Source organism: Arthrobacter flavus, assembly GCF_039526005.1.
GTDB lineage: Bacteria > Actinomycetota > Actinomycetes > Actinomycetales > Micrococcaceae > Arthrobacter_D > Arthrobacter_D flavus.
The window spans coordinates 1-26,078 of the sequence record NZ_BAAAIJ010000005.1 but is presented as its reverse complement, the minus strand read 5'-3'; the positions used below and the strand labels follow the sequence as shown (position 1 = coordinate 26,078).

Genomic DNA, 26,078 nt, shown 5'->3' with positions numbered 1-26,078 from the left:
CCCTCACGGGGCCCGCCGTTCCGGTTAACTAGGCGATCGTGAGGATCGCCCTGGCGATGTCATCGGCGTCCCGGAGGGTCCGACTCCCGGCAGCAGGTGGCGTGTGAGCCTGGGCCGCAATTGCTGTCCCCCACTGGACCGAAGCGAGCTGCAGACCCACCACGTACAGGTGCTGGTGGGCTCGCCCTGAGCCGTCAATCGCCCGGTAGGGGGGCAGCGTGACGTCCAGTCCCGGGGCGCTGACCGGTGCGCCGTCGGTCGCCATCATCAGTTTGGGCCGGACCAGACCGTCGTCGAGCAGCTGCCGCAGCAGCGGGGACAGGGTGGTTGCGGCGCGGTTGGGCGGCATCATCGCGTCGACCAGGTAACTCGCCGCTGCCCCGGCGCCCTCCACCCACGGCGACGAGGCTTCAAACCGCTCGGTGTCGGCGTCGACCGCGAACTGGGGGTTGGGTCCGACGAACTGCACCACACCCGCACGGGCCAGGGCAGCCAGTTGAGCGATCCTGATCGCAGGCGGACCGCTGGCCACGCCCTCCACCAGGGGTTCGAACCATCCCCTGAGCTCGGTCAGCCAGGCCTGATCGGTCAGCCCACCATCGGCGACCACCTGTTTGATCACCGTACGCCCAGCATTCATGGCACCGATCGCCATCTTCAGCGGGCTGTCTTCACCCCTGAGAGACTCGGCGACATCGGCGTCGAGGTAGTCAAGCACCGCTTCCTGGTAATCCTTGGCGCCCGCGAACCGTCGCCCTGCGAACGGGTGGGACAGCCGCTCAACATCGAGGTGATGAACGGTGGGTAGCTCACTGGCGAGGACCGAATCAAGGGCAGCAGCCCATTCCGGGCCGCTCACGGTAACAGCGGTGTGAACTCGCTGAAGAAATCCTTCCGGGTCGGCCAGCAGGTCCGGGCCAGCCACCCGCACCAGGGTGGAGTAGTAGGCCGTTACCACGTCACGGTGCAGCAGCGGCCAGATATCGTGATCGAAGCCCGGCGTGATTCCCTGGTCGGCGAACGTCTGCAGCGCCGGTAGCGTGCAATAGCGCAAGGTCACGCTGCGAGGAAGGTAACTATCCAGCTGTGCCTTCGCCCGGTAGGGCACCCCTCGCCGGGAGGCAGCAACGATCTGCGGTTCGCTGCCACTCGGTTGGTAACTGAGCTTCCCACCCTCCTCGGGGGTGAACCGACCGCCCCGTCCTTCGGTCAGCTGGATCATGGCGTCGAAGAAATTCAGGCCAAGGCCCCTGACCAGCACTGGCTTCTTGGCAGGCAGTTTCGCCCAGTCAACGTCGGCGGGGACGGCGGGCGGCCAGTATTTGAGGCTGTACCGTGCAGCGCCGTCCCTGAGCGTCTCCTGTTCGGGGCTGAGCTGGGAGGGAACATGTCCCAGCGCCAGCACCACTGCATCCGCTGCAAGCTCCGAATCGTCGCCTAACCGGAGACGGTAGCCGGGAGCCTCCCGGCTGATTTCCCTTGCATCGGTGGCGTGGTGGGTGATCGTGGCGCCAGCACCGCACCGGTCGACCAGCTGTTGATAGATCCACTCCAGATACCTGCCGTACAGGGCGCGGCTGGGGAACCCGGAGCTTCCGAGGCCCGAGAGCTCTTCGCGGTCGGCATTGGACAGCGTGGGGACCGGGTCGGACGTCACCAGGACACGCCAGTCGTCAAACGAGTACCCCACAACTGACGGGACCAACTCATGGTCCGGGGTTCCCACGGGCACCACTGTGGGGAACAGCGACGGAGTGTTCATCAGGAAGAGTCGGGATTGGGTCGGCCGCCAGACATGGCCCGGGCCCGGGCTTTCGGGGTCGATCACGTGGATGTCCAGCTGTTGGTGTTGGTCTGGCTGCTGGGCCTCCCACTGGGAAATGAGACGTTCCAGCACCGAGGTGCCGCGGGGGCCGGCACCCACCACAGCTACCCGAAGACTCCGACCCATGCGCATTCGATAAGGGTATCCGCTGGGCCGGGACGGGAAGGAACCAGACTGGCGGCATCAAGGCCCGGACATGAGCGGCAGCGCCGAAATGGAGACAGCCGAAAGTCGTGCATAGGATGGAATTATGACCTCCACCACAGACCAGCACCCCGGTTCGATCCCCGATCACGACGAGTTCCTCTGGCTCGAAGACATTTACGGCACGTCGCCGCTTCAATGGGTACGCGCCGAAAACGCTGTTACCGAGCAAGAGCTCGTCACCGGCGACTTTTTGGACATGGAGCGCAAGGTCCTGGAGGTCCTCGACTCAACCGACCGGATCCCGATGGTGTCCAAACGGGGCGGGCACTACTACAACTTCTGGCGCGATGAAGAACATCCGAAGGGGCTGTGGCGGCGCACCGACTGGGACAGCTACAACTCCGCATCAACTCAGTGGGATGTGCTGCTGGACCTTGATCGGCTCAGTGCCGACGAAGGGGTCGAATGGGTGTGGGGCGGGGCGATGTTCCTGCGACCCGCCGACGGCGAACCGTATCAGCGGACCCTGATCGCTCTTTCCCCCGACGGCGGTGACGCCCGGCGGTTCCGCGAGTTCGACGTCGTCTCCCGGACCTTTGTCACCGATGGGTTCGACATTCCGGCAGCCAAGAGTCGGATCAGCTGGGCCGGGCCAGATGCGCTGTATCTGGCCACCGACTTCGGGCCCGGGTCGATGACCACCAGTTCCTATCCGCGGACGGTACGCACCCTGCAGCGTGGGCAGTCCCTGGATGACGCTGAGCTGTACTTCGACATCCCCGAGCACCACATGATGGCAGTGGTGATGAGGGATCAGACACCCGGCTTCGAGCGGGACATCGCCGTCGACACGATCGACTTCTACTCGAGCCGCACGCACCTTCGCGACAACGGTGAGTGGGTCCGTCTGGATGTTCCCGACGATGTGAACGTTTCTCTGCACCGGCAGTGGTTGCTCCTTCGCCCGCGCACCGATTGGGAGGTGGATGGCACGGTGTTCGCCTCAGGGTCCCTGCTCGGCATCGATCTCGGCTCCTTCCTGGCCGGCGAGCGATCGTTCACCGTCCTGTTCCAGCCCGACGCGCGGACGTCGTTGCAGTCGTGGAGCTGGACACGGGATTATCTGCTGGTGAATCTGCTCAGTGACGTATCCTCCGAGATTCGAGTCCTTACACCTGCTGAACAGTGGCGGGAGGAGGTACTCGATGCGTGCCCGCCCCTGCATTCGGTTGACGCCTTCGCCGTTGATGACGAGGACGACGCCGACGGTAATGACTACTGGCTGTTGGCCAGCGGGTTCCTGACCCCGACGACCCTGCTGCGCGGCAAGGTGGGCGGCGTACCCGAAAAGGTCAAGGCGACGCCGTCGTTCTTCAACGACACCGAGTTCACGGTTGAACAGCACTTCGCGGTGTCCAAGGATGGGACCCGAGTCCCCTACTTCCAGGTCGCGTCGACGGAGCTGGCACTCGACGGCGAAAACCCCACGCTCCTGTCCGGCTACGGCGGGTTTGAGCATGCGATGGTTCCCGCCTACTCGGGGGTGATCGGCCGGGGATGGCTGGAGCGGACCACCGAAAGCGGCAGGCACGGGGTGTACGTACTGGCGAACATCCGCGGGGGTGGCGAGTACGGGCCGGCCTGGCACCGGGCTGCTCTCCACGCCAACCGGCATCGCGCCTACGAGGATTTCGCGGCGATCGCTGCGGACCTGGTGGCACGCGGGGTTACCCGACCAGAGCTCCTCGGCTGCACCGGGCGCAGTAACGGCGGACTCCTGGTGGGGAACATGCTCACGCACTACCCACACCTGTTCGGGGCAATCTCCTGCGGTGTGCCCCTGCTGGATATGCGCCGGTATACGAAGCTCTCGGCGGGCTACTCCTGGATCGCCGAATACGGAGACCCAGACAAGCCCGAGGAGTGGGAGTACGTCAAGACCTTTTCGCCCTACCACCAGCTGCGGTCGGGGGTCGACTATCCGCGCACCCTGATCTGGACGGCGACGAGCGATGATCGGGTGGGGCCGGTACAGGCACGGAAAATGGCGGCCCGGATGAAGGCGCTGTCGATTGACAACGTGTGGTTCCATGAAGCGCTGGAGGGTGGACATGCTGGCGCATCGGATAACCGGCAGGCGGCCCGCATGCACGTGATGTCGCAGGAGTTTTTGTGGAAGGCACTGACCGGCGGACTGTAGCTACCGGCGGTTTTGCTCTTGCCCGCGTCTTACAGGTAGCCTTGGGTGGCTAGTAATAGCCGCTGGAGACGTGCCAGAGCGGCCGAATGGGCTTCACTGCTAATGAAGTGTGGGCCTAAAGCCTACCGGGGGTTCAAATCCCCCCGTCTCCGCGTTTTTCGGAAAGCACCCCCGGCCTCGGCTGGGGGTGCTTTCTGCTGTCCGGTCAGGCCTTCAGGGCGAGGACAAATGGCAGCACGTCCTGGGCTCCGGCATCCCGCAACGCCTTACCGGCAACAGTGATGGTCCACCGGCTGTCCGCAAGATCATCCACTAACAGGACCGGGCCCGGATTGGCGGCAAACCAGTCTCGCCCCTCCTCGGGGACCGCAAAACGACCCCAGACTGCTGCAAGCCGGAACGCACTGTTGCCGCCCGGAGCCCCGGTGGGCCAGCCGTGCGGTGTCTGCAGGGCCCCGAGATACGGGATGCGGCCCACTTTGGCGAGGCTCTCGGCCAACGACTTGACCAGCAACGGTCGACGACGCGACGGCACACTGACCACCGCCACGGGACGAGTCTCCCATCCCCACTGGGCCAGCACCGAGACGCAGGCTTCGATGGCCTGTGGGCCCAGCGGCTGGTCCCCGACCGTGTCAGCCAGCAGCTCCCGCAGCCGACTCCCCCACCCCAAATCGGTCAGTCGGGCCAGTGCCCGGCCCTCCGCGTTGGCCTGACCAGCCGGGATCCGCCCCTTGACTGGGACCGACAGTTTGTCCATCCCGCTGGGCCACTGACCCCGCGGGTCGAGTTCCACACCCACCCGGCTGAGCGCCTTCTGGGCGCTATCTGAGGCATCATGCGCCACTTCATCCGAGAACCACGCGCCCGCACAGGTGTCACACCGCCCACACGGTGCAGCTGTCGGATCGTCGAGTGCTGCCGCAAGATACTCCATCCGGCATCGTGAGGTGTTCTCATAGTCCAACATGGACTTCTGTTCGGCGATCCGCGCTGTGGCGATCCGGCCATACCGCTCGCTGTCGTAGACCCACTGCGCACCGGTACTTTCCCAGCCGCCCTGCACCTTCCGGACGGCGCCGTCCACGTCCAGGACCTTCAACAGCAGTTCGAGAGGGGTGCGTTTAAGATTCACCCGGGCTTCCAGGGCAGGAGTGGAGAGGACGGCGCCGGGCTGCAGTGCCGCGAGCACCCGGGTTGCCTTCTCCTCCGACGGCATCGAGGACGTGGCAAAGTACTCCCAGATTTCGCGGTCCTCAGTGCCCGGCAGGAGCAGGACGTCAGCGTTGGGGGTACCACGGCCCGCACGACCTACCTGCTGGTAATAGGCCACCGGGGATGAGGGCGCGCCCAGGTGAACCACGAATCCGAGATCCGGCTTGTCGAAACCCATTCCCAGCGCGCTGGTCGCGATCAGAGCCTTGACCTCGTTGTTTTTCAGAGCGGCCTCGGCCGACTCTCGTTCGGCCGGGTCGGTCCGGCCGGTGTACGCCAGAACCTGATGGCCGTTCGCCCGCAGCAGGTGGGCCGTGTCCTCAGCGGCTGAGACGGTCAGTGCGTAGATGATCCCGCTGCCCGGCAGGTCATCAAGGTGGGTCAGGAGCCAGGCGAGGCGAGACCGGGGGCTCGGTAGTCGGAGGACCCCCAGCCGCAGGGACTCACGGGCCAGCTTGCCACGCAGAGTGAATACTTCGGTGCCGTCAGTGCCCAACTGTTCCTCGACGTCGCTGACTACCCTCGAGTTGGCAGTCGCCGTCGTCGCCAGAACTGGCACGCCCGCCGGCAATTGGGTGATCAGGTCACGTAACCGGCGGTAGTCGGGACGGAAATCATGTCCCCAGTCGGAGATGCAATGCGCCTCATCGATGACCAGGAGCCCAGTGCGCCGGATCAATTCGGGCAGGTGACGCTCCCGGAACGCCGGGTTATTCAGCCGCTCCGGTGACACCAGGAGGACGTCGACCGAGTTGTTGTCGAGTTTGTCGGTGATCTCCTGCCAGTCCGTCTGGTTGGCTGAGTTGATCGCTTCGGCCCGCACGCCGGCCCGCGCCGCCGCCGCAACCTGGTCCCGCATCAGCGCGAGCAGTGGAGACACAATCAGCGTTGGCCCCGCCCCCCGGGCACGCAGGAGCAGGCTCGCGACGAAGTAGACGGCCGACTTCCCCCACCCCGTGCGCTGGACCACGAGGGCCCTCCGGCCACCGTCCACCAGGGCCTCGATCGCCTCGAACTGGCCGTCGTGGAACTCGGCGTCCTCTCGTCCAACGAGGGTCCGCAGAATAACCGCTGCCTGATCATGAAGTGTGGTGGTATCGACCATGAGCCTAGTATCGCAGTCCCCGCTGACAGCCCTGCCTGCCAGCCCGCTGTTGTGGAAAACCCGCCTGACCTGGCCTCCACAGCCCCTGTCCGGCGGAAGCCAGCGGTTAGACTCTGTCCGTGAGTAAATCCTTTGACCTTTCAGCGTCCTTCAAGGCCTACGATGTGCGCGGCATCGTGGGCGAGAGCATCACCTGCGAAATTGTCGAGGCGGTAGGAGCTGCATTCGTTGACGTACTCCAGCTCACCGGCGCTACTATCCTCGTCGGCGGCGATATGAGGCCGTCCTCGCCGGAGTTCAGCAACGCCTTCGCTCAGGGCGCCACCCGCCGCGGAGCCGACGTCGTCCTCCTCGACCTGATTTCGACCGACGAGCTCTATTACGCCAGCGGCACCCTCGACGCTGCGGGGGTCACCTTTACCGCCAGCCATAATCCCGCTGAGTACAACGGGATGAAAATGTGCCGACCCGGCGCAGTACCCGTCTCCTCCGAGACGGGTTTGGTTCAGATTCAGGCTCTCGCCGAGCGATACCTGAACACCGGTGAAATACCCGCGGCGGAACGAACCGGCACCATCGGGGTCCGCGACGTGCTCCGAGGATACGCCGAGTACTTGCGCTCCCTCGTGGACTTGTCAGGATCGCGGCCGTTGAAGGTGGTCGTCGACGCTGGCAACGGCATGGGCGGGCTGACCACTCCCGCCGTCCTGGGGGATTCGCTGCTTTCCAAGCTCCCCCTCAACATCGTCCCCCTGTACTTCGAGCTCGACGGGTCGTTCCCAAACCACCCGGCCAACCCCCTTGAACCGGAGAACCTCAGGGACCTGCAGGCGGCAGTGGTCAGCACCCAGGCGGATATTGGGATTGCCTTCGACGGCGACGCCGACCGCTGTTTCGTCATTGACGAACTCGGGAATCCGGTCTCGCCGAGCGCCGTCACCGCGATGGTGGCACGCCGAGAAATCGTGCGCGCCCAGGCAGAAGGGGTGAGCGCACCCGTCGTCATCCATAACCTCATTACGTCCCGGGCCGTGCCCGAGCTGATCGAACGGCTGGGTGGACGGCCCGTCCGCACCCGGGTGGGACATTCGTTCATCAAGGCGGTGATGGCTGAGGAGGGCGCCGTTTTCGGCGGCGAACACTCAGCCCACTACTACTTCAAGGACTTCTGGAACGCTGACACCGGGATGCTGGCCGCGATGCACGTCCTTGCGGCGCTGGGCGAGCAGCCCGGTCCCCTCTCCGACCTCGCCCGTGAGTACGAGCCGTACTTCGCCTCCGGCGAGATCAACTCGCGCCTGGAGGACGTCCCCGCCGCTGTGGCCCGTGTCCGGGAGGAGTTTGGCAACGACGGTGTCACCGTTGACGAGCTCGATGGGTTGACGTTCACAGCGGATGACGGGTCCTGGTGGTTCAACCTCCGCGCATCGAACACCGAGCCCTACCTGCGACTGAACGCTGAAGCAGTCGACCGTCAGGTCCTGGAAACGCTGACCGAGCAGGTGCTGGCGCAGGTTCGCCAGTAGGGGACGCCGCCGCATCTCCCCGCAACCCGTGGACAACGGAAGGCACCCGGTAGATTTCTTCACCGGGCGCCTTCCGTCAGTCAGAGGGGTCGAGCCAATCAGTGAGCGAACCGCTCCTTGAGCCCGGTCAGCTGATCCTGGAGCTCGGCGGGGAGGGAGTCCCCGAACCGGGAGTACCACTCCTGGATACCCTGCAGCTCAGCCGCCCACTCCTCGGGATCCACCCGCACCGCGGCATCGACCTCCTCCGGCGTCATGTCCAGGCCGGTGAGGTCCAGGGAAGCTCCGGTCGGCACATAGCCGATCGGTGTCTCGACGGCATCGGCGGTACCCTCAAGCCGTTCGATCACCCACTTCATCACCCTGGAGTTCTCGCCGAAGCCTGGCCAGGCGAACCCGCCATCGGCGGTCCGCCGGAACCAGTTCACCAGGAAGATTTTCGGCAGTCGCTCCTGATCTGCCTTGCTGCTCAGGGTGATCCAGTGGCGCAGGTAGTCGCCGGCGTCGTACCCGATAAACGGCAGCATGGCCATTGGATCGCGGCGCACTCGGCCCACCTCGCCAGCGGCGGCGGCAGTCGTCTCGGACGACAGGGTTGACCCCATAAAGATTCCGTTGGTCCAGTCGCGCGACTGGGTAACCAGCGGAACCGTGGTCTTCCTGCGGCCGCCGAACAGGATGGCCGAGATCTCGACGCCGTTCGGGTCGTTGAACTCGTCGGCGAGCATGTCGATCTGGTCGATCGGGGTGCAGAACCGGGCATTCGGGTGGGCCGCTGTCTTGTCCGACGCGGGCGTCCATTCATTCCCCTGCCAGTCGGTCAGGTGATCGGGCACCTCGGCGGTCATCCCTTCCCACCAGACGCCGCCGTCATCGGTCAGGGCAACATTGGTGAAGATTGAGTTGCCCTTGGCGATCGCGCGCATCGCGTTCGGGTTGGTCAGCCATCCGGTCCCCGGTGCCACACCAAACAAACCGGCTTCTGGGTTGATCGCACGGAGCTCACCCTCATCACCGAACCGCATCCAGGTGATGTCATCGCCCAGCGTCTCAACCTTCCAGCCCTCAATGGTGGGGTCCAGCAGGGCAAGGTTGGTCTTGCCGCAGGCAGAGGGGAATGCGGCCGACACGTAGTAGGTCTTGTTCTCCGGGGAGGTGAGTTTGAGGATGAGCATGTGCTCCGCCAGCCACCCCTCATCCCGTGCCATCACCGAGGCAATCCGCAGGGCATAGCACTTCTTGCCCAGCAGGGCGTTGCCGCCATATCCGGAACCGAACGACCAGATTGAGCGCTCTTCCGGGAAGTGGACAATCCACTTTTCCGAGTTGCACGGCCAGGGCACGTCCGTCTCACCCTCGGCGAGGGGCGCACCGAGGGAGTGCAGCGCGGGGACGTACTCGGCGTTGAGCTCCGTCATCCGTGCCAGCACCTCGGTGCCGATGTTGGCCATGATGCGCATGGAGCTGACCACGTAGGCACTGTCGGTGATTTCGACACCGAACTTGGGGTTGGCAGCATCGAGGTGACCCATCACAAACGGGATCACGTACATGGTGCGTCCGCGCATCGATCCAGTGAAGAGGCCTCGCAGCTTCTCCTTCATCTGGCTGGGGTCCATCCAGTTGTTGGTGAACCCGGCATCGCGCTCGTTCTGGGAGCAGATGAAGGTCTGCTCCTCTACCCGTGCCACATCCGCGGGGTCCGAAAAGGCCGCGAACGAATTGGGGAACGTTTCAGGGTTGAGGCGACGCAGGGTTCCAGCGTCCACCAGTTCGTCGGTCAGTGCCTTGTTTTCGGCTTCGGAACCATTGACCCAGTACACCCGGTCAGGCTGAACCATGTCGGCAACTTCCTGAACCCACGCGACTAAACCTGCGTGAGTGGTCGGTGCCGGGGTGTGGTCCCCGCCGACGTGCACTACGGGCATGCCGCTCTGATCGGTTGCGTTCAGGTTCTTGTCTTCAACCAGTTGGCGCACAGGATCGCCCATAACATGTCCCTTCGTTGGGTGGGTGGTGTAACGATGCTATGGTCCATGTCACTCCCAGCCTCTGCACCATCATCGGGTCCGGGGTGTGGTTTGTGAAGGTATTCCCCTAGAATCCACGGTGTTTAGATGCTGTCAACACCCCGTAATGTGATTAAGGTCACGTAGACCGGTCTAGTTTAGGCAGTGGAGCAAGTCGCGGCGACTAGCCTAAAAACTTCAGCCCCTCCCGTGAATTAGGCGTAACTCGGCAATAGCTGTAAAGTTATCCAAGGCCAAGAACGGCGCGGGTAACGCAGAAATGCGTTGGACACATCGCCGAAGTTGACCAGATTGCGTGCGTAGCTCAATGGATAGAGCACCTGACTACGGATCAGGAGGTTGGGGGTTCGAGTCCCTTCGCGCGCACAGTGGTTTACCAGCAAGAAAAGACACCCCCGGTTTTGGCCGGGGGTGTTTTTTTGTCCCGGCTCGTCGATTAAGGTCCGGGCACAGGTTGCCCCGGCGCACCGGCAGTGAAAAGCTCAAGGCATGAACGACTCCACGGATTTTGACGTCATTGTGATCGGTGCTGGCGCTGTCGGCGAGAATGTGGCTGACCGCGTAGTGCGGGCGGGCCTCTCGGCGGCTCTGATCGAGGCCGAGCTGGTCGGCGGGGAATGTTCCTACTGGGCCTGCATGCCATCCAAGGCCTTGCTGCGCCCCGGCACGGCCCTGAAAGCTGCCTTGGGGGTTGCTGGCTCTCGGGAGGCAGTCACCGGCCCCCTCGATGTAGAGCAGGTCCTTGACCGCCGTGACAAGTTCGCATCACACTGGGACGATTCCTCGCAGGCCGAGTGGGTGAAGGACAGCGGAATCACCCTGGTGCGCGGCACAGCACGTCTCACGGGTGAGCGTTCGGTTGCGGTGCGCCACGACGACGACGTCACCCCGCTGACAGCCCGGGTGGCAGTGGTGCTGGCGACCGGCTCCACGCCCACCATCCCACCGATCGAGGGTCTGGACACAGTCGAGTACTGGGGGACCCGCGAAGCCACCTCGGCACCCCAGGTTCCCACATCGCTAGTTGTCCTTGGTGGCGGTGTCGCTGGCACAGAATTGGCACAAGCCTTCGCCCGGCTCGGGTCCGCGGTAACGATCATTGCCCGCAGCGGTCTCCTTTCCACTTACCCCGCCCCGGCCAGTCGACTTGTGCGGCAGGGGCTTGAGGGTGACGGCATCGACATCAGGACCGACACTGCGACCGAGTCGGTGAAACAGCAGGACAACGGTTCGGTGACCGTGCACCTTGAAGGGGGCGAAACAGTGACCGCCGAGAAGCTTCTGGTCTCCACGGGCCGCCAGCCTGCCCTGACCAAGCTCGGCCTGGAGGATTTCGGTCTTGACCCGAAGAAGCTCGTCATCGACCCGTCGGGCAGGGTTCAAGGGGTCGACTGGCTGTATGCCGTCGGCGACGCTGCGGGCAAGGTCCTGCTGACCCATCAGGGGAAATACGAGGCGAGGATCACCGGTTCGGCGATCGCTGCCCGTGCGGCTGGCAGCCTCGGGGACACCGTCGAGGACTGGAGCGACTACGCCGCCTCGGCTGATCAGTACGCCGTCCCGCAGGTGGTCTTCACTGACCCAGAAATCGCGATGGCGGGGCGAACCCTGAAACAGGCGCAGGACGCGGGCCTCAACGTGAGCGAGACATCCCTGGAAATTGCGGTGGCCGGGTCCGCGCTCCATTCCGACGGTTATCAAGGGTGGGCGCAGATGGTGGTGGATGAGGACCGTAAGGTCCTGGTCGGCATGACCTTCGCTGGCCCGGACGTCGCTGAGCTACTGCATGCTGCGACCATAGCGATCGCCGGGGAGGTTCCGCTGAACCGTTTGTGGCACGCTGTGCCGGCCTATCCGACCATCAGCGAAGTCTGGCTGCGCCTTCTGGAGAAGTACGGCCTCTAGGCTCGCTGCACCACGAAGTTGGTCATCACGGCGTCCCGGCCGTCCAGTTCTGCCCAGCGTCGGTCGTGCTGCAGCACTGACAGGCCCGACGTCGGGTAGTGGGTGGCCATGTCCATCACCGCGTCCTCGTCCGAATCCACCGAGGCCAGACGCATGGCGAGTTCTTGGACTCCGGGCATATGGGTAATCACCAGAAGGCTGGTAACCGTTTCCGGAACGTGATTGATCAACGCCAGGATCGCTGATGCGGACGCCGAGTACAGCCGTTCCTCGAGTTTGGGGGTCGGAGCCTTATCTCCGAGCTCCTTGCAGATCCAGGTGCAGGTCTGCCGCGTGCGCAGGGCTGATGAGCACAGAATCAGGTCAGGAACGGAGTCGTTTTCCACCATCCAGAGCCCAGGGAGCCGCGCATCGCCGTGCCCGCGGGTGCTGAGGGGGCGCTCAAAGTCTTCGACGTTCCGGGGCCAGTCGGATTTGGCGTGCCGCAGCAGCATGAGCCGTTTGAGGTGGTGAGATGCCATGGCCTGAAGTCTATGATGTTTCCCCGCCAAGGCGACGCATCTCGGACCGCCGCTTCCAGGATCCAACAGAAAGAGCGGCTTCCCGGCTCTCGCCCCGGGAAGCCGCTCCGATCTGTGGGTCAGCGGTCGGTGTTCCGCTTCGGTCGATGCTTCCCCAACACGGCTGGAGGCGGAGACGGCGAGGTCGTTGGGGAGTCCCTCCGCCGCCTCCGGCTCTAAGCTTCAGTGCTGGTGTCCGCACCGACCTGGGAATTTCTTCCCTGCACTCAACATAGGCTGCGAACCTCCTACTAGCACTACGCAGGTACTACCCGACTTTTCGAGAACGGTACGTAGTTTTCAACGTGTTCTGCATCTGCCGCTAGGGTGACTGCTTTCCAATTTCCTTGCGTGAGGACAATCCAAGCTTAGTGAGGATGCTTTCCACATGGCCGTCGACCGTTCTGATCGACACTCCGTAGTGCTTGGCGATCTGCCTGGCGGTCTTCCCTGCAGCGACGTCTGCGGCGATGGTCACCTCACGCGGGGTGAGGCGGGTGGCGTGGCGCAGCGCCGCCAGTTGAGGGTGTAACCGCTGAAGCTCGGGGTCGAGCCGGGCCAACAGCTTCGCGGCACTGCGCACCACCTTACTGTTCGATCCCGGTGACTGGGTCAGCAGGACTCCCAGACAGACCGGAACCAGCAGGTCCTGCCCCCGGTCGAGGCAAAACTCTGCTGCGTCAACCAGCGCGCTCACGCTTCCGTCGGCGAGCGCGGTCAGCACTGCGTGGAGGCTTTGAGTGCGCGGGTCAGAGAGTCCAGCGGTACGGTCGATGCCGACGTCGACGGCGTCATCGGCACCGGCCTGCACCCGCAGAAAACTCAGTTCGGCGCGAATCTGCGGATTCGCTGCCTCCACCGGAATGAGCCCGCGTTGCCGCGTTGAGGCGCCGGCCGGAACATCCCCGGCCACTGCCATATAGGCTTCGGCGAGCATCCGACGTTCGGGCGGTCCCAGCTGGCTGAGCCTACGGTACTCCCCCACGAAATCGTTCAGACCTGGATCGCCGATCAGCCAGGCCGTATAGGTAGCAAGAGCGGCCGCGAGGGGCCTGAATTGCTTAATGTCGCGTGCCCTGAGAACCACAACAGCTGTCCGGAAGTGTGCGAGCGCGGTCTGGGGCCTTCCCCTCTGGAGCGCTGTCAGACCCTCTATCAGCTCCCAAAACCCGATTAAGCGCTTGATCCAGGGAGCCCGCCCGGCCGTCACCTCGGTTTGGAGTGCCGCCAGTTCGTCCCAGAATCCGCCGCCAACCAGCAAGAGCATCAGCCGGGTCACAATGCACCCGCCATAGTTGCGCAGGTGCTCATGGTCGAGGACCAGATCCAGCGCGAGGCTCAGTTCTGCGGCTGCGCCCGAGAGGTCGCCGCGCCGGTAGAGCAGCTCACCCATGACGAAATGCCAGCAGAGCGCTTCCCTGGGATCCTGCGGAACCGTGGTTGCTTCGACCACCGGGGTCTTGGGGATGATCCCGGCAGTGAGTTGTTGCAGATCCCGGCCCAGCCGCACGATCAGTGTGCTTTCGTAAGCGGTGCCCGTCGGGCCAGCCGCTGCGTGACGGCGGATCGCCTCCGAGAGTGCTGATGCCCCCAGCCCCGTGGCGAGATTGATCTGAAAAATGAAGTGGATGACCGAGGTCAGGACATCGGACCCGGGATCACGAAGTACGAGCCGTCGGAGGCGGGGCAAGGCGAGGTCGGTCCGGCCGTTATAGAACTCGGCGCGTGCACGCTGCACCTCGGCAGCTGCAAAGAGCCCGGGGCGGTCCGCTGCAGCACCGGACGGTAGCCGGCGCAGCAAGAGTTCCGCGGTGTCTGGCTTGTCGAGACGGTTAGCCATCGTGGCAGCGGCCAGCACCTCATCGTCGTCGACTGTGACCCCCACTGAGAGTTTCCACAGCACCCGGTGAATAATGCCCGGGGTGTTCGTGAGGTCGGTGAGGTGCTCGTGGACGTTCTCCCAGAGCCGGCGCGACCGGAATGGCTCGACCTGATGCCGGATTGCTGCACCGAGGAGGGGCGGGGCGGCGCGCAGCCAGATCGTCCCAGCATCCTCTTCCCTGGCGAGCGCCCCCTCCAGCAACAAGGCGTTGACCGGGTCCGCCCCCCACAGGTGGACCGCCACGTCCACCGGTATTTGGTGAGCGAGCGCAACAGTCAGGAGAACGTCGGTCTCCTCCGGAGCATAGTCGGCAATCAAGCTGAAAATGCGTTCGGCGATCCGGTCGGTCAGGCTGAGTTCACGCGGAAGGATCCAGACGTCGTCGCGCAACTGAATCAGGTCCCTCAACTCACCGTCCCGGGTGACCATTTCCAGCAGGACCGGACTCCCCCCAATGACCTCGCAGACCAGGGTGCTGGACAACATCGGGAGGGTGGCTCCCAGGATGGAATCGAAATACTCCCTGACATTGGCGGCGGTCAGTACCGGGATGTGAACCTCCTCGATGAACCCGTCAGCCAGGACGAGCTCCAGGTCCAGAGGAACCTTGCTGCGTGGTCCGCTCCGGATCAGCAAACCGACCGAGGGCGACTCAGCGAGCCTGGTCAACAGGGCGATACTCGCCGAATCGAGGTGCTCCGGTCCACGTACCACCACCACGCAGCTCCGCCCCTTAGTCAGTCGCTGGATCCGGTCGCGAACCGCGGAAAGGACGTCAAGCTCCGACTCAAAGTCGATGTCCGGAGAATCCTGGAGCAAAGGTGCCAGCGGGGCGTATGGGACGTCCGAAAACGACTTCGTTCCCTGCACGCTGACCGTATAGAAGGGATCGGCGGACGCGAGAATCCGTGTGAGGAGAAAGTCCCCACCAAAAACCGTCGACGTCGTGAGGAGGAGCCCCCCAGAGCGGGCGGTGACGAGTTCCCGTCCCGCGGCATCGAGTACCTCCTCGAGGATGCTCCGTGGCAACTTGCCTGCGGGGGACAACCGATTCACGCACCGCCCGATTCAGCTGCGCCATCCGGTGACTGAAACACGAGCCGCAACTGCTCGCGGGTGGAGATACCCAGCTTGCGGTAGGCGTTTTGAAGGTGGCGTTCGGCTGTACGCGGTGAAATGCCCAGGACCGCGGCAATCTCCGAGTTCTTGCTGCTGGACAACGCGAGATCAACCACCTGACGCTCTCGACGGGTCAGCATCGAGGTGTCCTCGGGCATCGTGGGGCTGGAATCCGAACCAGGCACCAGCACCTGGGCCGCCCGCTGGACCTCGGGTTGTTTGATCTTGCCAGCAGCGCGAGAAGCGAGAGTGGCAGCCACGGTTGACAGGCCCATGTTTCCTTGGCGGGCAGCGGCCTGCGCTGCCCGGACGAGGGTCGCTGGATCGCCCGCCAATAGACCGTCGGCGAGCAGTCCCAGCTGCCGAGCTAGGGGGCCCGTCGTCGTTCGGGCGCACCGTTCGAGCCGCTTGAGGTCCAGCTCGTTGAAATGGTCAACGAGGACACCCTCCGTACCGGCGTCCCCTTGCAACAGCGCCAGGGAACCCAGCGCGAATAGCTGCAGTCCAAACAGGCCGGTAAGCCTCCTGTCACCCGCCAGTTCCTTCAACCCTGTGGCCGCCGGATGCCCCGAGTCGTCCAGGGCGAACAGCTCCGCCGACCGTTGGATGAACCAGCCGAACAGGTCAGCGGGACGCGCCGCACTCCGCTCACCGGCGATCGCGCCGTCCCGGGGCTCTCTGGAGATCAGGCGTGGGAGCGACAGGGTCGACTGTTCGCCAAACAACAAGCGGCCTGGCCGTCGCAGGATGTGCTGGGAAAGCATGTCCGTGAGCACCCGCCACTCACCGTTGAGGAAGAGCACCCGGTAGTGGGCGGTTTCTCCAAGCTCACGCACGACGGCGGACCGGACGCTCCCAGCCATCGACCCGCATTCGATGGTCATGAGTCGCGCCCGTGCCGAGTCTCCACACGCCGCATAGGCCTCCGCGGCCAGCATGGTGGCCAAGTAGCGGGCGTCCGAACCGGTAGGAAGGCTATTCGCAAGGAAAACGTCCAGCAGTGCGGGGTAATTGCCGGTCCGGCGGTGAATCAACAGCTGCCGCAGCGAGTCCCCGGCCAGCTGCTCCGGGCCCTCATCCCCGGCCACCTCACCGGCTGAAAAGACAGACCGGACCAGCTGGCTGGTTGCCGCTTCCTCGACGTCGGGCGCGGTCGACGTCACCGGCGCGTCGGCCTGACCCTCGAGGGCGCGCCGGCCCTCCTTCATTTGTCCGAGGAACCAGTGGGCCTCCGCCTCTACCCGGGCCGAGAGTCCAGTCCGCCTTTTCACGGCGGACACCAGGTCAAGGGCGATGCGTGGCGAGTAGGCGCGCATCGCGTCGTCGGCGGCGTTCAGGAGGGCCGTGTCATTGACGTCAATTCCACGTTGCAGCGCCCACACAATGTTCGCGCCCGGTGGGCGCACCCCTCGGAGGGTCATTCCGGGCTCGACCACCTCGGTCCAGATCTGGCGGCTTCTGGTGTCCCCCAGAGTCTGCCGCAGAATATGGGCCAGCCCTTTGCTGTGCAGCCAGTACGTGTTCCCACCGTCGCGGGCGTCCACCATACCTTCGCGCTGCAGGTGTTCGAGTGCCCGCATGTCGCAGTGGCGCGCCAGCACATCAATGTGGACTGATCCAGCCGCTGCAAGTACTTCCAATGCGGCGCGCTCATCAGCGGTGAGCCGCGACTGCAGCACCGCCAAGCCGCTCCGCAAGGACCCGCTAGTGAATGGTTCGGCGTAGTGGGCGGTGGTGCGCCACAGTCCGTCGACGCGTGCGATGTTGCCGTTCTCGCGACCGTGCGCGGCGAGCATGGTCAGAATCCTGGCATTGCCTCGGGAATGGGCGTGCAGTGAGTTGACGACGGACGTCGAGACCTTGCCCCCCAGGAAGCGCTCGATCACCTCCCTGCCCTCGGCCACCGATAGCGCGGAAAGGGTGAGGGCTTCCATGGTGCAGCTGTTGACTGCGGCGCGAAGTTCGGGGCTGTCCTCAACCCGATTGCAGGACACCAGAAGAGTCACTGAGGGCATTCCCAGCAGCATGGTGCACATGGCCCTGCTCTGCGGGTCAAGGAAATCGAAATTGTCGATCAGCAGGATCACCGGGCGGTCAACGGCCAGTTCCCTCAGCCGCTGTGCGAGCTGCGCGAAGATCACTGCCGGATGCGGGACCGTGCCAGGACGGACCCCGACCAGGTCTGCCAGCGCCAGGTAGGCGGTCCTGGTGCCTCGGGGGGTTCCGCGAAGGCGCACTATGATTCGGTCGGATTCAAGCGCCCGGGCAGCGATCTTGAGGGACTCGGTTTTTCCGGAACCGAATTGGCCTTCGACGACCACCGACACTCCGCGACGAAGCAGCACCTCCAGTTGCGAAATCAACTGGCCGCGGGTTCTGTCCCCAGTCATACGTATCCCCAATGTGGCGAGTGTGAAAATGGGAAACTGGCAACCACTACCGCCTCGTCACACACCATCCCGAACACCCGCCAGGGCGCAGGGAATTGTAGAGTCTTCCGCTTCTGCAGCCACTGGTTACCCGGCCCATCTCATCTTCAAGGCGACTGACTCCCAACAGTCACCCCGATGATGGGATTGCCAAAGGGTAGCACCTGCCGCCGGGTTATGGTACCCATGGTGGCCATTTTGCTGCCGGCCAGCTGGCGGTGGTCAGGCGCCGACCCGACTAGATGGAGTATTCGGGGGCAGCCCAGACGATGACTTCAGGGTGCTCGTAGAACCGGTAGCCCTGTCCCCTGACCGTTCGGACGGTGTTCGCGAGCCGCCCCAGCTTGGAGCGAAGACGGCGAATGTGGACGTCGATGGTGCGCTCGTTGGGCACCTCTTCGGCGTTGCGCCACAGGCCGCTGAGAAGTTCTTCGCGGCCAACCGTCCGGGTCGCGTTTTCGACCAGGTAGTTGAGGAGTTCGAACTCCTTGAACGTGAGGTTGAGCGTGTCGCCGTCGAGGTGAACCTCGCGCCGCGACAGGTCGATCAGGACACCCGTGGGGCGCGGCGCGGCCGGCTGGGCCGCCTGAGCGGGGACCCGTCGGGTGACTGTGGGATCGCCGAGAGCCTGCCGGACGACGTCGATATCGCTTCCTACGGCGTCGGCTGGTGCCAGCGCCACGGCGGCGTGGCTTTCGGCCTCTGGGACGAGGGACCGAACATAGGCCCTGACGTCCTGGGCCAGCTTGGTCAGCGTGGTGCCGCAGGTGGCAGCGACTCCCTCATCCAGCGCGACATAAAGAACGAAGCCGCGCGCGGAGGTATCACCGGTCACGGATTGGGGGCCGGGCACCCCGTTCGGGGTCACCACAGGGGTGGGTGCCGTATCGGGGTGGGCGCTGTCCAATGGTCCCGGCACGGCTTGGAGGGCCCGGTACCCAGACGCTGCCTGGTCCTGTGCGGGAACCTCGCCGTAGGGGACGAAGGAGGGGCGCGACTGGGAGGAGCGGCCCTGAAGGTTGGCGCGGCTCTGTGCGTTGCGGAGAGAGATGTGGACGTATCCGGATGCTACTGACATTTATCGTTTGCCTCTACGTGAATGGCCGTCATCACGGCACGAATGCGGGGGTATGCCCGAGTCGAGATGGCTTCAATGGAGCCCGCCGTTGGGCTAGGAGTGCGTAAGGGGTGTGGGTAAGCCGTTACGCGTGCATTCGACACCAGCGCGTGGCACTCGCAGGCTGTGCGCCTGCGATTGATGCTGCAGCTGGAGATGCCGGTGAGTGGGTAAACACGTTACAAATTATTGCACGTCACATTCCTTTACGCGCAAGTAACAATGGTTTGGGGTCCGGCCGGTCACCCGTTTCTGGGCATAATTCCGGCGGAACGGACCCGGTTTTCCTGCCCTCGCACCTGCCGCGATGGAGTCCGAGACTAGCCGACGACGCCGTACAGGCGGTCTCCCGCGTCACCCAGCCCGGGCACAATGTAGGCGTTTTCGTTGAGCTTCTCGTCAATCGAGGCCAGCACGATGGTCACGTTGGCGTCCTCGAGCTCGGCCTGCAGCGCAGCAAGGCCTTCGGGTGCGGCGAGGAGGCAGATGCAGGTGACATCGGCAGCGCCGCGCTTGAACAGGAACTTGATCGCTTCGCGCAGGGTGCCACCGGTGGCGAGCATCGGGTCGAGGACGAAAATCTGGCGTCCGGTCAGGTCGTCGGGCAACCGTTCCGCGTAGGTGATGGCCTCAAGGGTTTCCTCGTTGCGGGCCATGCCCAGGAAACCCACCTCGGCCGTGGGGACCAGCCGGGTCATGCCTTCCAGCATGCCCAGGCCCGCACGAAGAATGGGGACCACGAGCGGCGTGGGCTTGACCAGACCCGTCCCGATCGCAGTAGTCACCGGCGTCTCAATTTCGACAGGCTCCACCCGGACATTACGGGTTGCCTCATAGGCGAGCAGCGTCACCAGCTCCTCGGTCAGCTGCCGGAACACCGGCGATGCCGTGTCCTTGTCCCGGAGGACGGTGAGTTTGTGGGCTACAAGGGGATGATCTACAACCAGTACGCGCATAGCTCAAAAGTATCATTGGGGGCATGCCGCCAAACCCCCTCGGAACCGACCCGCTCCTTTCCCAGTGGATGGGCCTCGCGCTGGAGGCTGCGCACCGCGCCCTGGAGACGGCGGATGTGCCGATTGGCGCCGTCGTCGTCGCCAAAGATGGCACAGTGCTGGGGACCGGCTGGAACGAGCGTGAAGCCACCGGGGATCCAACGGCCCACGCCGAGGTGCTGGCCTTGCGCCGTGCCGCCGCGACCGCCCGCAACTGGCGGTTGGACGGCTGCACCCTGGTGGTCACCCTGGAACCGTGCGCCATGTGCGCTGGCGCCTCGGTGTTGGCGCGCGTCCCCCGCGTTGCCTTTGGTGCCTGGGACCCAAAGGCTGGCGCGGCTGGGTCAGTCTTTGATGTACTGCGGGAACGGCGGCTCAACCATTGGACCGAGGTTGTCCCCGGGATACGCGAGGACGAGTGCGCTCAGCTATTGAAGGACTTCTTCACCGCCCAGCGCCATGGACGGTGACGCCGTCGGGCGATGCCAGCGGATTTCGCTGGAGGCTAAGCCGGTATCGCTGACCCCAGGTACTGCGTAGGCTGACTAAATCGTTAAGCCGCATAGTTAAAGGAGCACTTGATGACCTCGCAGCAGGATGGCATGAAGGAACTACACAAGGTTTTGAAGGATGCAGACATCGCAATCCTCACCACCATCAACGGCGAGGGCCAGCTGGTCAGCCGCCCGCTCGCCGTGCAGAAGGCCGAGTTCGACGGCGATCTGTGGTTCTTCACGGAGGACCCCTCACCGAAGGCCGCGGAGATCCGCACCAATCCGCAGGTGAACGTGTCGATCAGCAGCGGCAAGGGCTACCTATCGATCACGGGTACCGCGTCGCTGACGAAGGACCGCGCCAAGATCGATGAGCTGTGGAGCGCATCAGTGGAGCCGTGGTTCGAAAACGGCAAGGATGACACCTCGGTGGCCCTGATCAAGGTCGACGCCGATACCGCCGAATACTGGACCCTGGATTCCCCGAAGATCGTCTCGGCGTTCAAGATCGCCAAGGGCCTGGTCACCGGTGAGCGCGCCGATCCAGGCAAGAACGACGTCGTCGATCTCTAACGTTTTGGGGCTTGGGCCCGCCAACCGGTAAAGTAACTGCGTTGGTGACGTGTCCGAGCGGCCGAAGGTGCAACACTCGAAATGTTGTTTGGTGAAAGCCAACGTGGGTTCAAATCCCACCGTCACCGCCACTGAAAACCCCCGGGAAACCGGGGGTTTTCTGCATTCCCAGGGCCCTGGTGGTGCATTTGTGGTGCATTTTTCGAAGATCAACTCCCCCCATCGCGGTGCTTCCGCACGCGCCACAGCGTGGCCGATAAGCCGGAGGCGGCCTCCTTCGTCCTTGATTCGAGTGTTGGGAGCTTTCTCTGGGTTAGGCGCTTTACGGAGCCAGTCGGACCATGGACGTGGGCGGGGCTCCGTTCAGGACCACGTTGAACGTCATGTCGACCAATGGTCAGTAACACGTCCCTCTAGTCCTGCCAGCACAAGGGCCGGGTCTGCTGTGCCGGAGTTTCACTGTTCCCTAGGACGGTATGTTCCAAGGGAACCGGCGAACTTGTCCAACCTCACCATGCTCTGCGTGACGCACAACCGCGCCAAGGGCAACGGGCAGGGAGCGCCACAAGAGGACTAGCGGGATATCGCAACCGGAACCGATGGTGGTTTGCCGGGACGAAGCGAAGCGGCTCCCTTTAAGGGCGAATTCACCTCTCTTGTGACGAGCATCCGGCAATCAGTCAGACCCAACATCCTCGCCATCGTCGTTGTCCTGGTCGTCGTCCTGATCGAAGGTGTCAAGGTAGCCGAGCAGGTCCTGCTGGAAGTGGTCCCAGAGCTCCAGCAGCATCTGCTGGAGCCGGTCCTGGTAGCCGTCGGGCGTCTAACCGTGTCGGGCCGCCTTCTGGCGGAAGTCGAGCATCGCGGCGACCATCAGGCCGGAGAGGAACTCCGCGCACGACAGCGTCCTCTCCGCCCATCTCCCGCCCAGGTGGTTCAGGTCCTCGGGATCTGCCGCGGCGGCGAGGTCGCGGAAGAGCATGCCGGTGATGCGCTCCATGGCCATCCCCCGCCGTCCGGTGGCCAGCGGGGTGATGATCCCCTCAAGGCGGTCGTACTCGCTGACGAGGGTGCTGATGGCTGTGCTGATGTGGGTCATGATGCTCCGTACGTGAAGGGGGTGTTGCTCTGCCACCCCCTATGTGTGCGGCCATCCCAGGAACTTTCACCGCTCAGCGAGGATCGACCCAAAATCAGGGTGCTTTGTGGCTGAAGTCACGCGAGAGTGCCGTCTCCGCGACCGGAAGCCCTCGCCGGGAATATCTGGCGACCATCGACGGTTATGCATGTAGAAGCACCAGCGAAGGCTGGCTATGCTTCTATCGGGCGGGCTGGTCTGCCCTTCTCCGAGTCTGAGTCCCCACGCGACGAAGACGCAGAGGACAACGGTTGCCGATCCAGTGGAACGTCCCTTCAGTCAGAGATCTCTCTCTTGTCAAAGGGCTTGTACGCGTGGGTTGCAATGCCTAGAACAGAGATTGAGATGACCGAGAACCACACACAGAACCGCGCCCTTCAGCAGGACGCTCGCGCCTGGGCGAAATTCACCGGGTGCAACTACACCAGCGCCCTGAGGCAGATGGAAGACCCTCTGGCTCAGGGCTTCCTCGGCGAACGGATCAGCGCACGGAAGCTGATCGACACCCTCGAAAAGCACGACCTCGACGGCAACGAAGGGGACGATTTCGTCCTTGGTGAAGCCGGCTTCTACACGGATACCGCGTTCAGCTTCAACGGGAAAGACGATTACATCCAGCTGGCGCTCATTGCCGAGGCGCTTGAGATGTTCAGCCGCATCCCCAAGACAAAGTCCCCCGAGGTCAGCAGCTATTCGCTGAAGGACACCGTGGAGAGGTTCCTCAAGGGAACGCCCGCCTACTACGTGACCAACGGCCGCCTGATGTGGGCTGCCGCGGCGCTCGGCCTGCCCATCGCTGAACCCGACCGCGGCGGTAGCCCGAACCTCCTGATCGGAATCCCCGACAACGAGCACGACTACGTGCGCAAGATGGTCATCAATTCGGGACAGTCCCAGCCGCAGGCCCATCACCACCGCCCGCCCGGCTACGCGCACCTGCGCACAGCCCTCACGCAGTGCGCAGCAGGCGAACCCGTGGCCGAGCGCTGGGTGCGACCTACTCCCGCAGCCGAAGATCCCGATCCCTTCCACGCGTGGCTGATCGCCCAGGCCGGCCGGGACGAGCCGATCGGTGATTTCGCGAGTGATTACGCCGAGGGAATACGTAGCAGCGCACACCGCATCGCACGCAACCCCGATGAACTGGTGCTCCTCCTCAACGAGATCCCCCACTCCCCTCAGGCGTACGACGCAGCGCGCGAGGTGATCGGCGCGTGGCTCGGAACCCTGTCGCCGTCGCCCGGTATCCGCACGATCGAGATCAGCGACCACACGGAGGAAGTCGGCGGCTTCGGGGCCGGCGCCGGGACCGTGGAGCGCATTGAGTACCGGTGCCCCTGCGGCGACGGACTGATCGTCGAGGAGCACGACAACATTCCGGGCTTCCGCGAGCACGACGTGACGATCAACTGCCCGAAGTGTCGGGACGAGTGGCGTTTGCTGGATGGACGCTCCGTGCGTGATTGGGCCCTGGAGCCTGTGCTCTAGTCCCTGAGTAGAGAAGCACCAATAGCAAGAGCCCCGCCGGCAGAGACCGGTGGGGCTCTTGTTTGTCAGCTGTTGTAGGGCTAAGCCATGATGACCAGCCGTACAGGGCGGCAGGCGGACGAAGGAATCTTGCGTCGATCCGTCACGGAGCTTCAGCACCCACAACATAAGTGACATTATGTTGTGACTCGGGCGAGTCCTGGGAACGACTCCCAAAAGCCCGATAGGTTGAAGAAAGCTTATGCAGAGCGGAACCGTCCTGGGTAGGCAAACGTCCGGGGGTCGGACTTCGCCGAAAATCTAGACGCCGACCCAGAACCCAACTCAACAGCGCGTCGACGCTCAGGAGACGAGATATGGCCCCCACGACCAAAGAAGGACAGCGCGCCGAGCTGCACAAGACGATCTGGCGCATCGCGAACGATCTTAGAGGGTCGGTCGATGGGTGGGACTTCAAAAGCTACGTTCTCGGCATGCTTTTCTACCGGTTCATCTCCGAGAACCTCACCGCCTACATCAACACGGGCGAGCACAAGGCCGGTGACGCTAGTTTCAGTTACGCCGTCCTGCCCAACTCAGAGGCAGAGTTCGGCCGCGCCGAGACGGTCGCGGAAAAGGGCTTCTACATACTTCCGTCTGAGCTGTTCCAGAACGTCCGCAAGCGGGCCCAGAACGATGCGAACTTGAACGAGACGCTCGCCAGGGTCTTCAAGAACATCGAGGGCTCCGCCGTTGGTGCCGGCAGTGAAGATGACCTTAAGGGCCTCTTTGACGACCTTGATGTGAACAGTTCCAAGCTCGGCAACACGGTAGCCAAGCGCAACGAAAAGCTCGTGAAACTTCTGGATGCCATCGGGGACCTGCCGCTCGGCAACTTCTCGGACAACTCCATCGACCTGTTCGGTGACGCCTACGAGTACCTCATGCAGATGTACGCCTCCAGCGCTGGCAAGTCCGGCGGCGAGTACTACACGCCCCAGGAAGTCTCAGAACTCCTGGCCCGCATAACCGTCGTCGGCAAGACCCAGGTGAACAAGGTCTACGACCCGGCGGTCGGGTCGGGTTCCCTGCTACTGAAGTTCGACAAGATACTCGGCAAAGGCAATGTGCGCCAGGGCTTCTTCGGCCAGGAAATCAACCTGAACACATACAACCTCGCCCGCATCAACATGTTCCTCCACGACGTGAACTACGAGAAGTTCAACCTCGCCCACGGCGACACTCTTATCGATCCTGCGCATTGGGACGACGAGCCCTTTGAGGCGATCGTGTCCAACCCTCCATACTCGATCAAGTGGGAGGGGGATGCGAACCCGATGCTGATCAACGACCCCCGCTTCGCCCCGGCAGGCGTGCTGGCGCCGAAGTCCAAGGCAGACCTGGCATTCACCATGCACATCCTGTCCTGGCTGGCTGTCAACGGTACGGCTGCGATTGTTGAATTCCCCGGTGTTCTCTACCGCGGAGGGGCAGAGGCAAAGATCCGTAAATACCTGATCGACAACAACTACGTCGACGCCGTCATCCAGTTGCCGCCAGACTTGTTCTTCGGCACCACGATCGCGACCTGCATCATCGTGCTCAAGAAATCCAAGACCGACAATGCCGTGCTGTTCATCGACGCCTCGGCCGAGTTCACCCGCAACGGCAACAAGAACAAACTCACCACCGACCACCAGCAGAACATCCTGAACGCCTTCACCACCCGCGAAGGCACAGACCACTTTGCCAAGCTGGTGTCCAACGCTGACATTGGGACCAACGACTACAACATCGCCGTAACCTCCTATGTTGTAGCCGAAGACACCCGCGAATTTGTCGACATCACTAAACTCAACGCCGAGATCGCCCGCATCGTCACCCGGCAACAGGAACTGAGAATCTCCATTGATGAGATCGTCGCCGATCTGGAAGGCGTGAAGTGAAAGCCGTTGATGCGAATTTGCTGGAACTGCTGAAAAAGAGTGAGCGGTTTGTCGTCCCGATTTACCAGCGTGTCTACTCCTGGGGGCAGGACGAGTGTGAACAGCTGTGGCAGGACATTGTTGGCGCTGGCGCGCGGGAGAGCCTCAACAATCACTTCACGGGATCGATTGTGTACATCGAGCGTGACCAGGGCACTACCACTTCTAGAGAACCCGACCTGATCATCGATGGCCAACAGCGCGTGACCACGGTAACCTTGCTGCTTGCCGCGCTGGCTGCTCGACTTGAAGAACTCCCGGACGGACAGAACGAGCCGGTGGCCGTGGTTGGGCCCCCGTTAGCAGTCCAGCGTCTATGCGATAGCTGATTGGTTTTCTTGCGTCCAGTTTTCCCAGTAGCGGTTG

The 26,078-nt window shown here is 63.6% G+C and carries 17 protein-coding genes and 3 tRNA genes; 11 read left to right on the top strand and 9 right to left on the bottom strand.

All coding sequences use genetic code 11. From position 1 onward, the window contains the following. Positions 1–28: 28 nt before the first annotated feature. Positions 29–1,951: an FAD/NAD(P)-binding protein gene (locus ABD059_RS01875; RefSeq protein WP_343877421.1), complete on the bottom strand. Its 1,923-nt coding sequence runs from the start codon at positions 1,949–1,951 to the stop codon at positions 29–31. A gap of 124 nt (positions 1,952–2,075) precedes the next feature. On the opposite strand from ABD059_RS01875, the gene ABD059_RS01870 reads away from it, so the two are divergent. Both ABD059_RS01870 and ABD059_RS01865 read left to right on the top strand, forming a co-directional pair. Further along, positions 2,076–4,172 (top strand): prolyl oligopeptidase family serine peptidase, encoded by a 2,097-nt coding sequence (locus ABD059_RS01870; RefSeq protein ID WP_343877419.1) that lies wholly within the window; start codon positions 2,076–2,078, stop codon positions 4,170–4,172. Positions 4,173–4,236: 64 nt separating this feature from the next. After that, positions 4,237–4,324: transfer RNA gene (locus tag ABD059_RS01865), tRNA-Ser, on the top strand. Positions 4,325–4,377: 53 nt separating this feature from the next. On the opposite strand, the gene ABD059_RS01860 is transcribed toward ABD059_RS01865, so the two are convergent. Beyond that, positions 4,378–6,492, bottom strand: coding sequence for a RecQ family ATP-dependent DNA helicase (locus ABD059_RS01860; protein ID WP_343877417.1), 2,115 nt, complete (start codon positions 6,490–6,492; stop codon positions 4,378–4,380). A 119-nt stretch (positions 6,493–6,611) separates the two neighbouring features. Here ABD059_RS01860 and ABD059_RS01855 point away from each other — a divergent pair, with 119 nt between their 5' ends. Beyond that, complete coding sequence (locus ABD059_RS01855; RefSeq protein ID WP_343877415.1) at positions 6,612–8,018, top strand: phosphomannomutase/phosphoglucomutase; 1,407 nt, start codon at positions 6,612–6,614, stop codon at positions 8,016–8,018. 98 nt (positions 8,019–8,116) lie between these two features. On the opposite strand, the gene ABD059_RS01850 is transcribed toward ABD059_RS01855, so the two are convergent. Further along, entirely contained in the window at positions 8,117–9,946 is a 1,830-nt protein-coding gene (locus tag ABD059_RS01850) for a phosphoenolpyruvate carboxykinase (GTP) (protein ID WP_343877506.1), read from the bottom strand. Between the two features lie 395 nt (positions 9,947–10,341). Here ABD059_RS01850 and ABD059_RS01845 point away from each other — a divergent pair. Together ABD059_RS01845 and ABD059_RS01840 are read left to right on the top strand one after the other, a co-directional pair. Continuing rightward, a tRNA-Arg gene (locus tag ABD059_RS01845) sits at positions 10,342–10,414 on the top strand. 123 nt (positions 10,415–10,537) lie between these two features. Next, positions 10,538–11,953 (top strand): dihydrolipoyl dehydrogenase family protein, encoded by a 1,416-nt coding sequence (locus ABD059_RS01840; protein ID WP_343877413.1) that lies wholly within the window; start codon positions 10,538–10,540, stop codon positions 11,951–11,953. On the opposite strand, the gene ABD059_RS01835 is transcribed toward ABD059_RS01840, so the two are convergent. The 5 genes from ABD059_RS01835 to upp all read right to left on the bottom strand — a co-directional run bounded on the left by ABD059_RS01835 (position 11,950) and on the right by upp (position 20,016). Next, positions 11,950–12,474, bottom strand: a complete 525-nt coding sequence (locus ABD059_RS01835; protein WP_343877412.1) for a SixA phosphatase family protein — start codon at positions 12,472–12,474, stop codon at positions 11,950–11,952. The genes ABD059_RS01840 and ABD059_RS01835 overlap by 4 nt on opposite strands. A gap of 361 nt (positions 12,475–12,835) precedes the next feature. After that, positions 12,836–15,451: a LuxR C-terminal-related transcriptional regulator gene (locus tag ABD059_RS01830; RefSeq protein WP_343877411.1), complete on the bottom strand. Its 2,616-nt coding sequence runs from the start codon at positions 15,449–15,451 to the stop codon at positions 12,836–12,838. Further along, positions 15,448–17,904 carry a LuxR C-terminal-related transcriptional regulator gene (locus ABD059_RS01825; RefSeq protein ID WP_343877409.1) on the bottom strand — a complete coding sequence of 819 codons (2,457 nt, stop codon included), beginning with the start codon at positions 17,902–17,904 and terminating at the stop codon, positions 15,448–15,450. The genes ABD059_RS01830 and ABD059_RS01825 overlap by 4 nt, the downstream gene beginning before the upstream one ends. 277 nt (positions 17,905–18,181) lie before the next feature. After that, a complete protein-coding gene (locus ABD059_RS01820) occupies positions 18,182–19,021 on the bottom strand; it encodes a winged helix-turn-helix domain-containing protein (protein WP_343877407.1) in 840 nt (279 codons plus the stop codon). Positions 19,022–19,380: 359 nt separating this feature from the next. Then, entirely contained in the window at positions 19,381–20,016 is a 636-nt protein-coding gene (gene upp / locus ABD059_RS01815; protein WP_019482335.1) for a uracil phosphoribosyltransferase, read from the bottom strand. A gap of 23 nt (positions 20,017–20,039) precedes the next feature. On the opposite strand from upp, the gene tadA reads away from it, so the two are divergent. From tadA to ABD059_RS01800, 3 genes are all read left to right on the top strand, one after another. Then, on the top strand, positions 20,040–20,525 hold the full coding sequence (tadA, locus tag ABD059_RS01810) for a tRNA adenosine(34) deaminase TadA (RefSeq protein ID WP_343877404.1): 486 nt from the start codon (positions 20,040–20,042) through the stop codon (positions 20,523–20,525). 111 nt (positions 20,526–20,636) lie between these two features. Next, complete coding sequence (locus tag ABD059_RS01805) at positions 20,637–21,122, top strand: pyridoxamine 5'-phosphate oxidase family protein (RefSeq protein ID WP_343877402.1); 486 nt, start codon at positions 20,637–20,639, stop codon at positions 21,120–21,122. A 43-nt stretch (positions 21,123–21,165) separates the two neighbouring features. Continuing rightward, positions 21,166–21,253, top strand: a tRNA-Ser gene (locus tag ABD059_RS01800). Positions 21,254–21,945: 692 nt separating this feature from the next. Here the strand turns inward: ABD059_RS01800 and ABD059_RS01795 are convergent. Next, entirely contained in the window at positions 21,946–22,221 is a 276-nt protein-coding gene (locus ABD059_RS01795; protein WP_343877400.1) for a hypothetical protein, read from the bottom strand. Between the two features lie 384 nt (positions 22,222–22,605). Between ABD059_RS01795 and ABD059_RS01790 the strand changes: the two genes are divergently transcribed. The 3 genes from ABD059_RS01790 to ABD059_RS01780 all read left to right on the top strand — a co-directional run bounded on the left by ABD059_RS01790 (position 22,606) and on the right by ABD059_RS01780 (position 26,041). After that, entirely contained in the window at positions 22,606–23,748 is a 1,143-nt protein-coding gene (locus ABD059_RS01790) for a hypothetical protein (RefSeq protein ID WP_343877399.1), read from the top strand. A 356-nt stretch (positions 23,749–24,104) separates the two neighbouring features. Continuing rightward, positions 24,105–25,673, top strand: coding sequence for a type I restriction-modification system subunit M (locus ABD059_RS01785; RefSeq protein WP_343877398.1), 1,569 nt, complete (start codon positions 24,105–24,107; stop codon positions 25,671–25,673). Next, positions 25,670–26,041, top strand: a complete 372-nt coding sequence (locus ABD059_RS01780) for a DUF262 domain-containing protein (protein WP_343877396.1) — start codon at positions 25,670–25,672, stop codon at positions 26,039–26,041. The genes ABD059_RS01785 and ABD059_RS01780 overlap by 4 nt, the downstream gene beginning before the upstream one ends. The last annotated feature ends 37 nt before the right edge of the window (positions 26,042–26,078 follow it).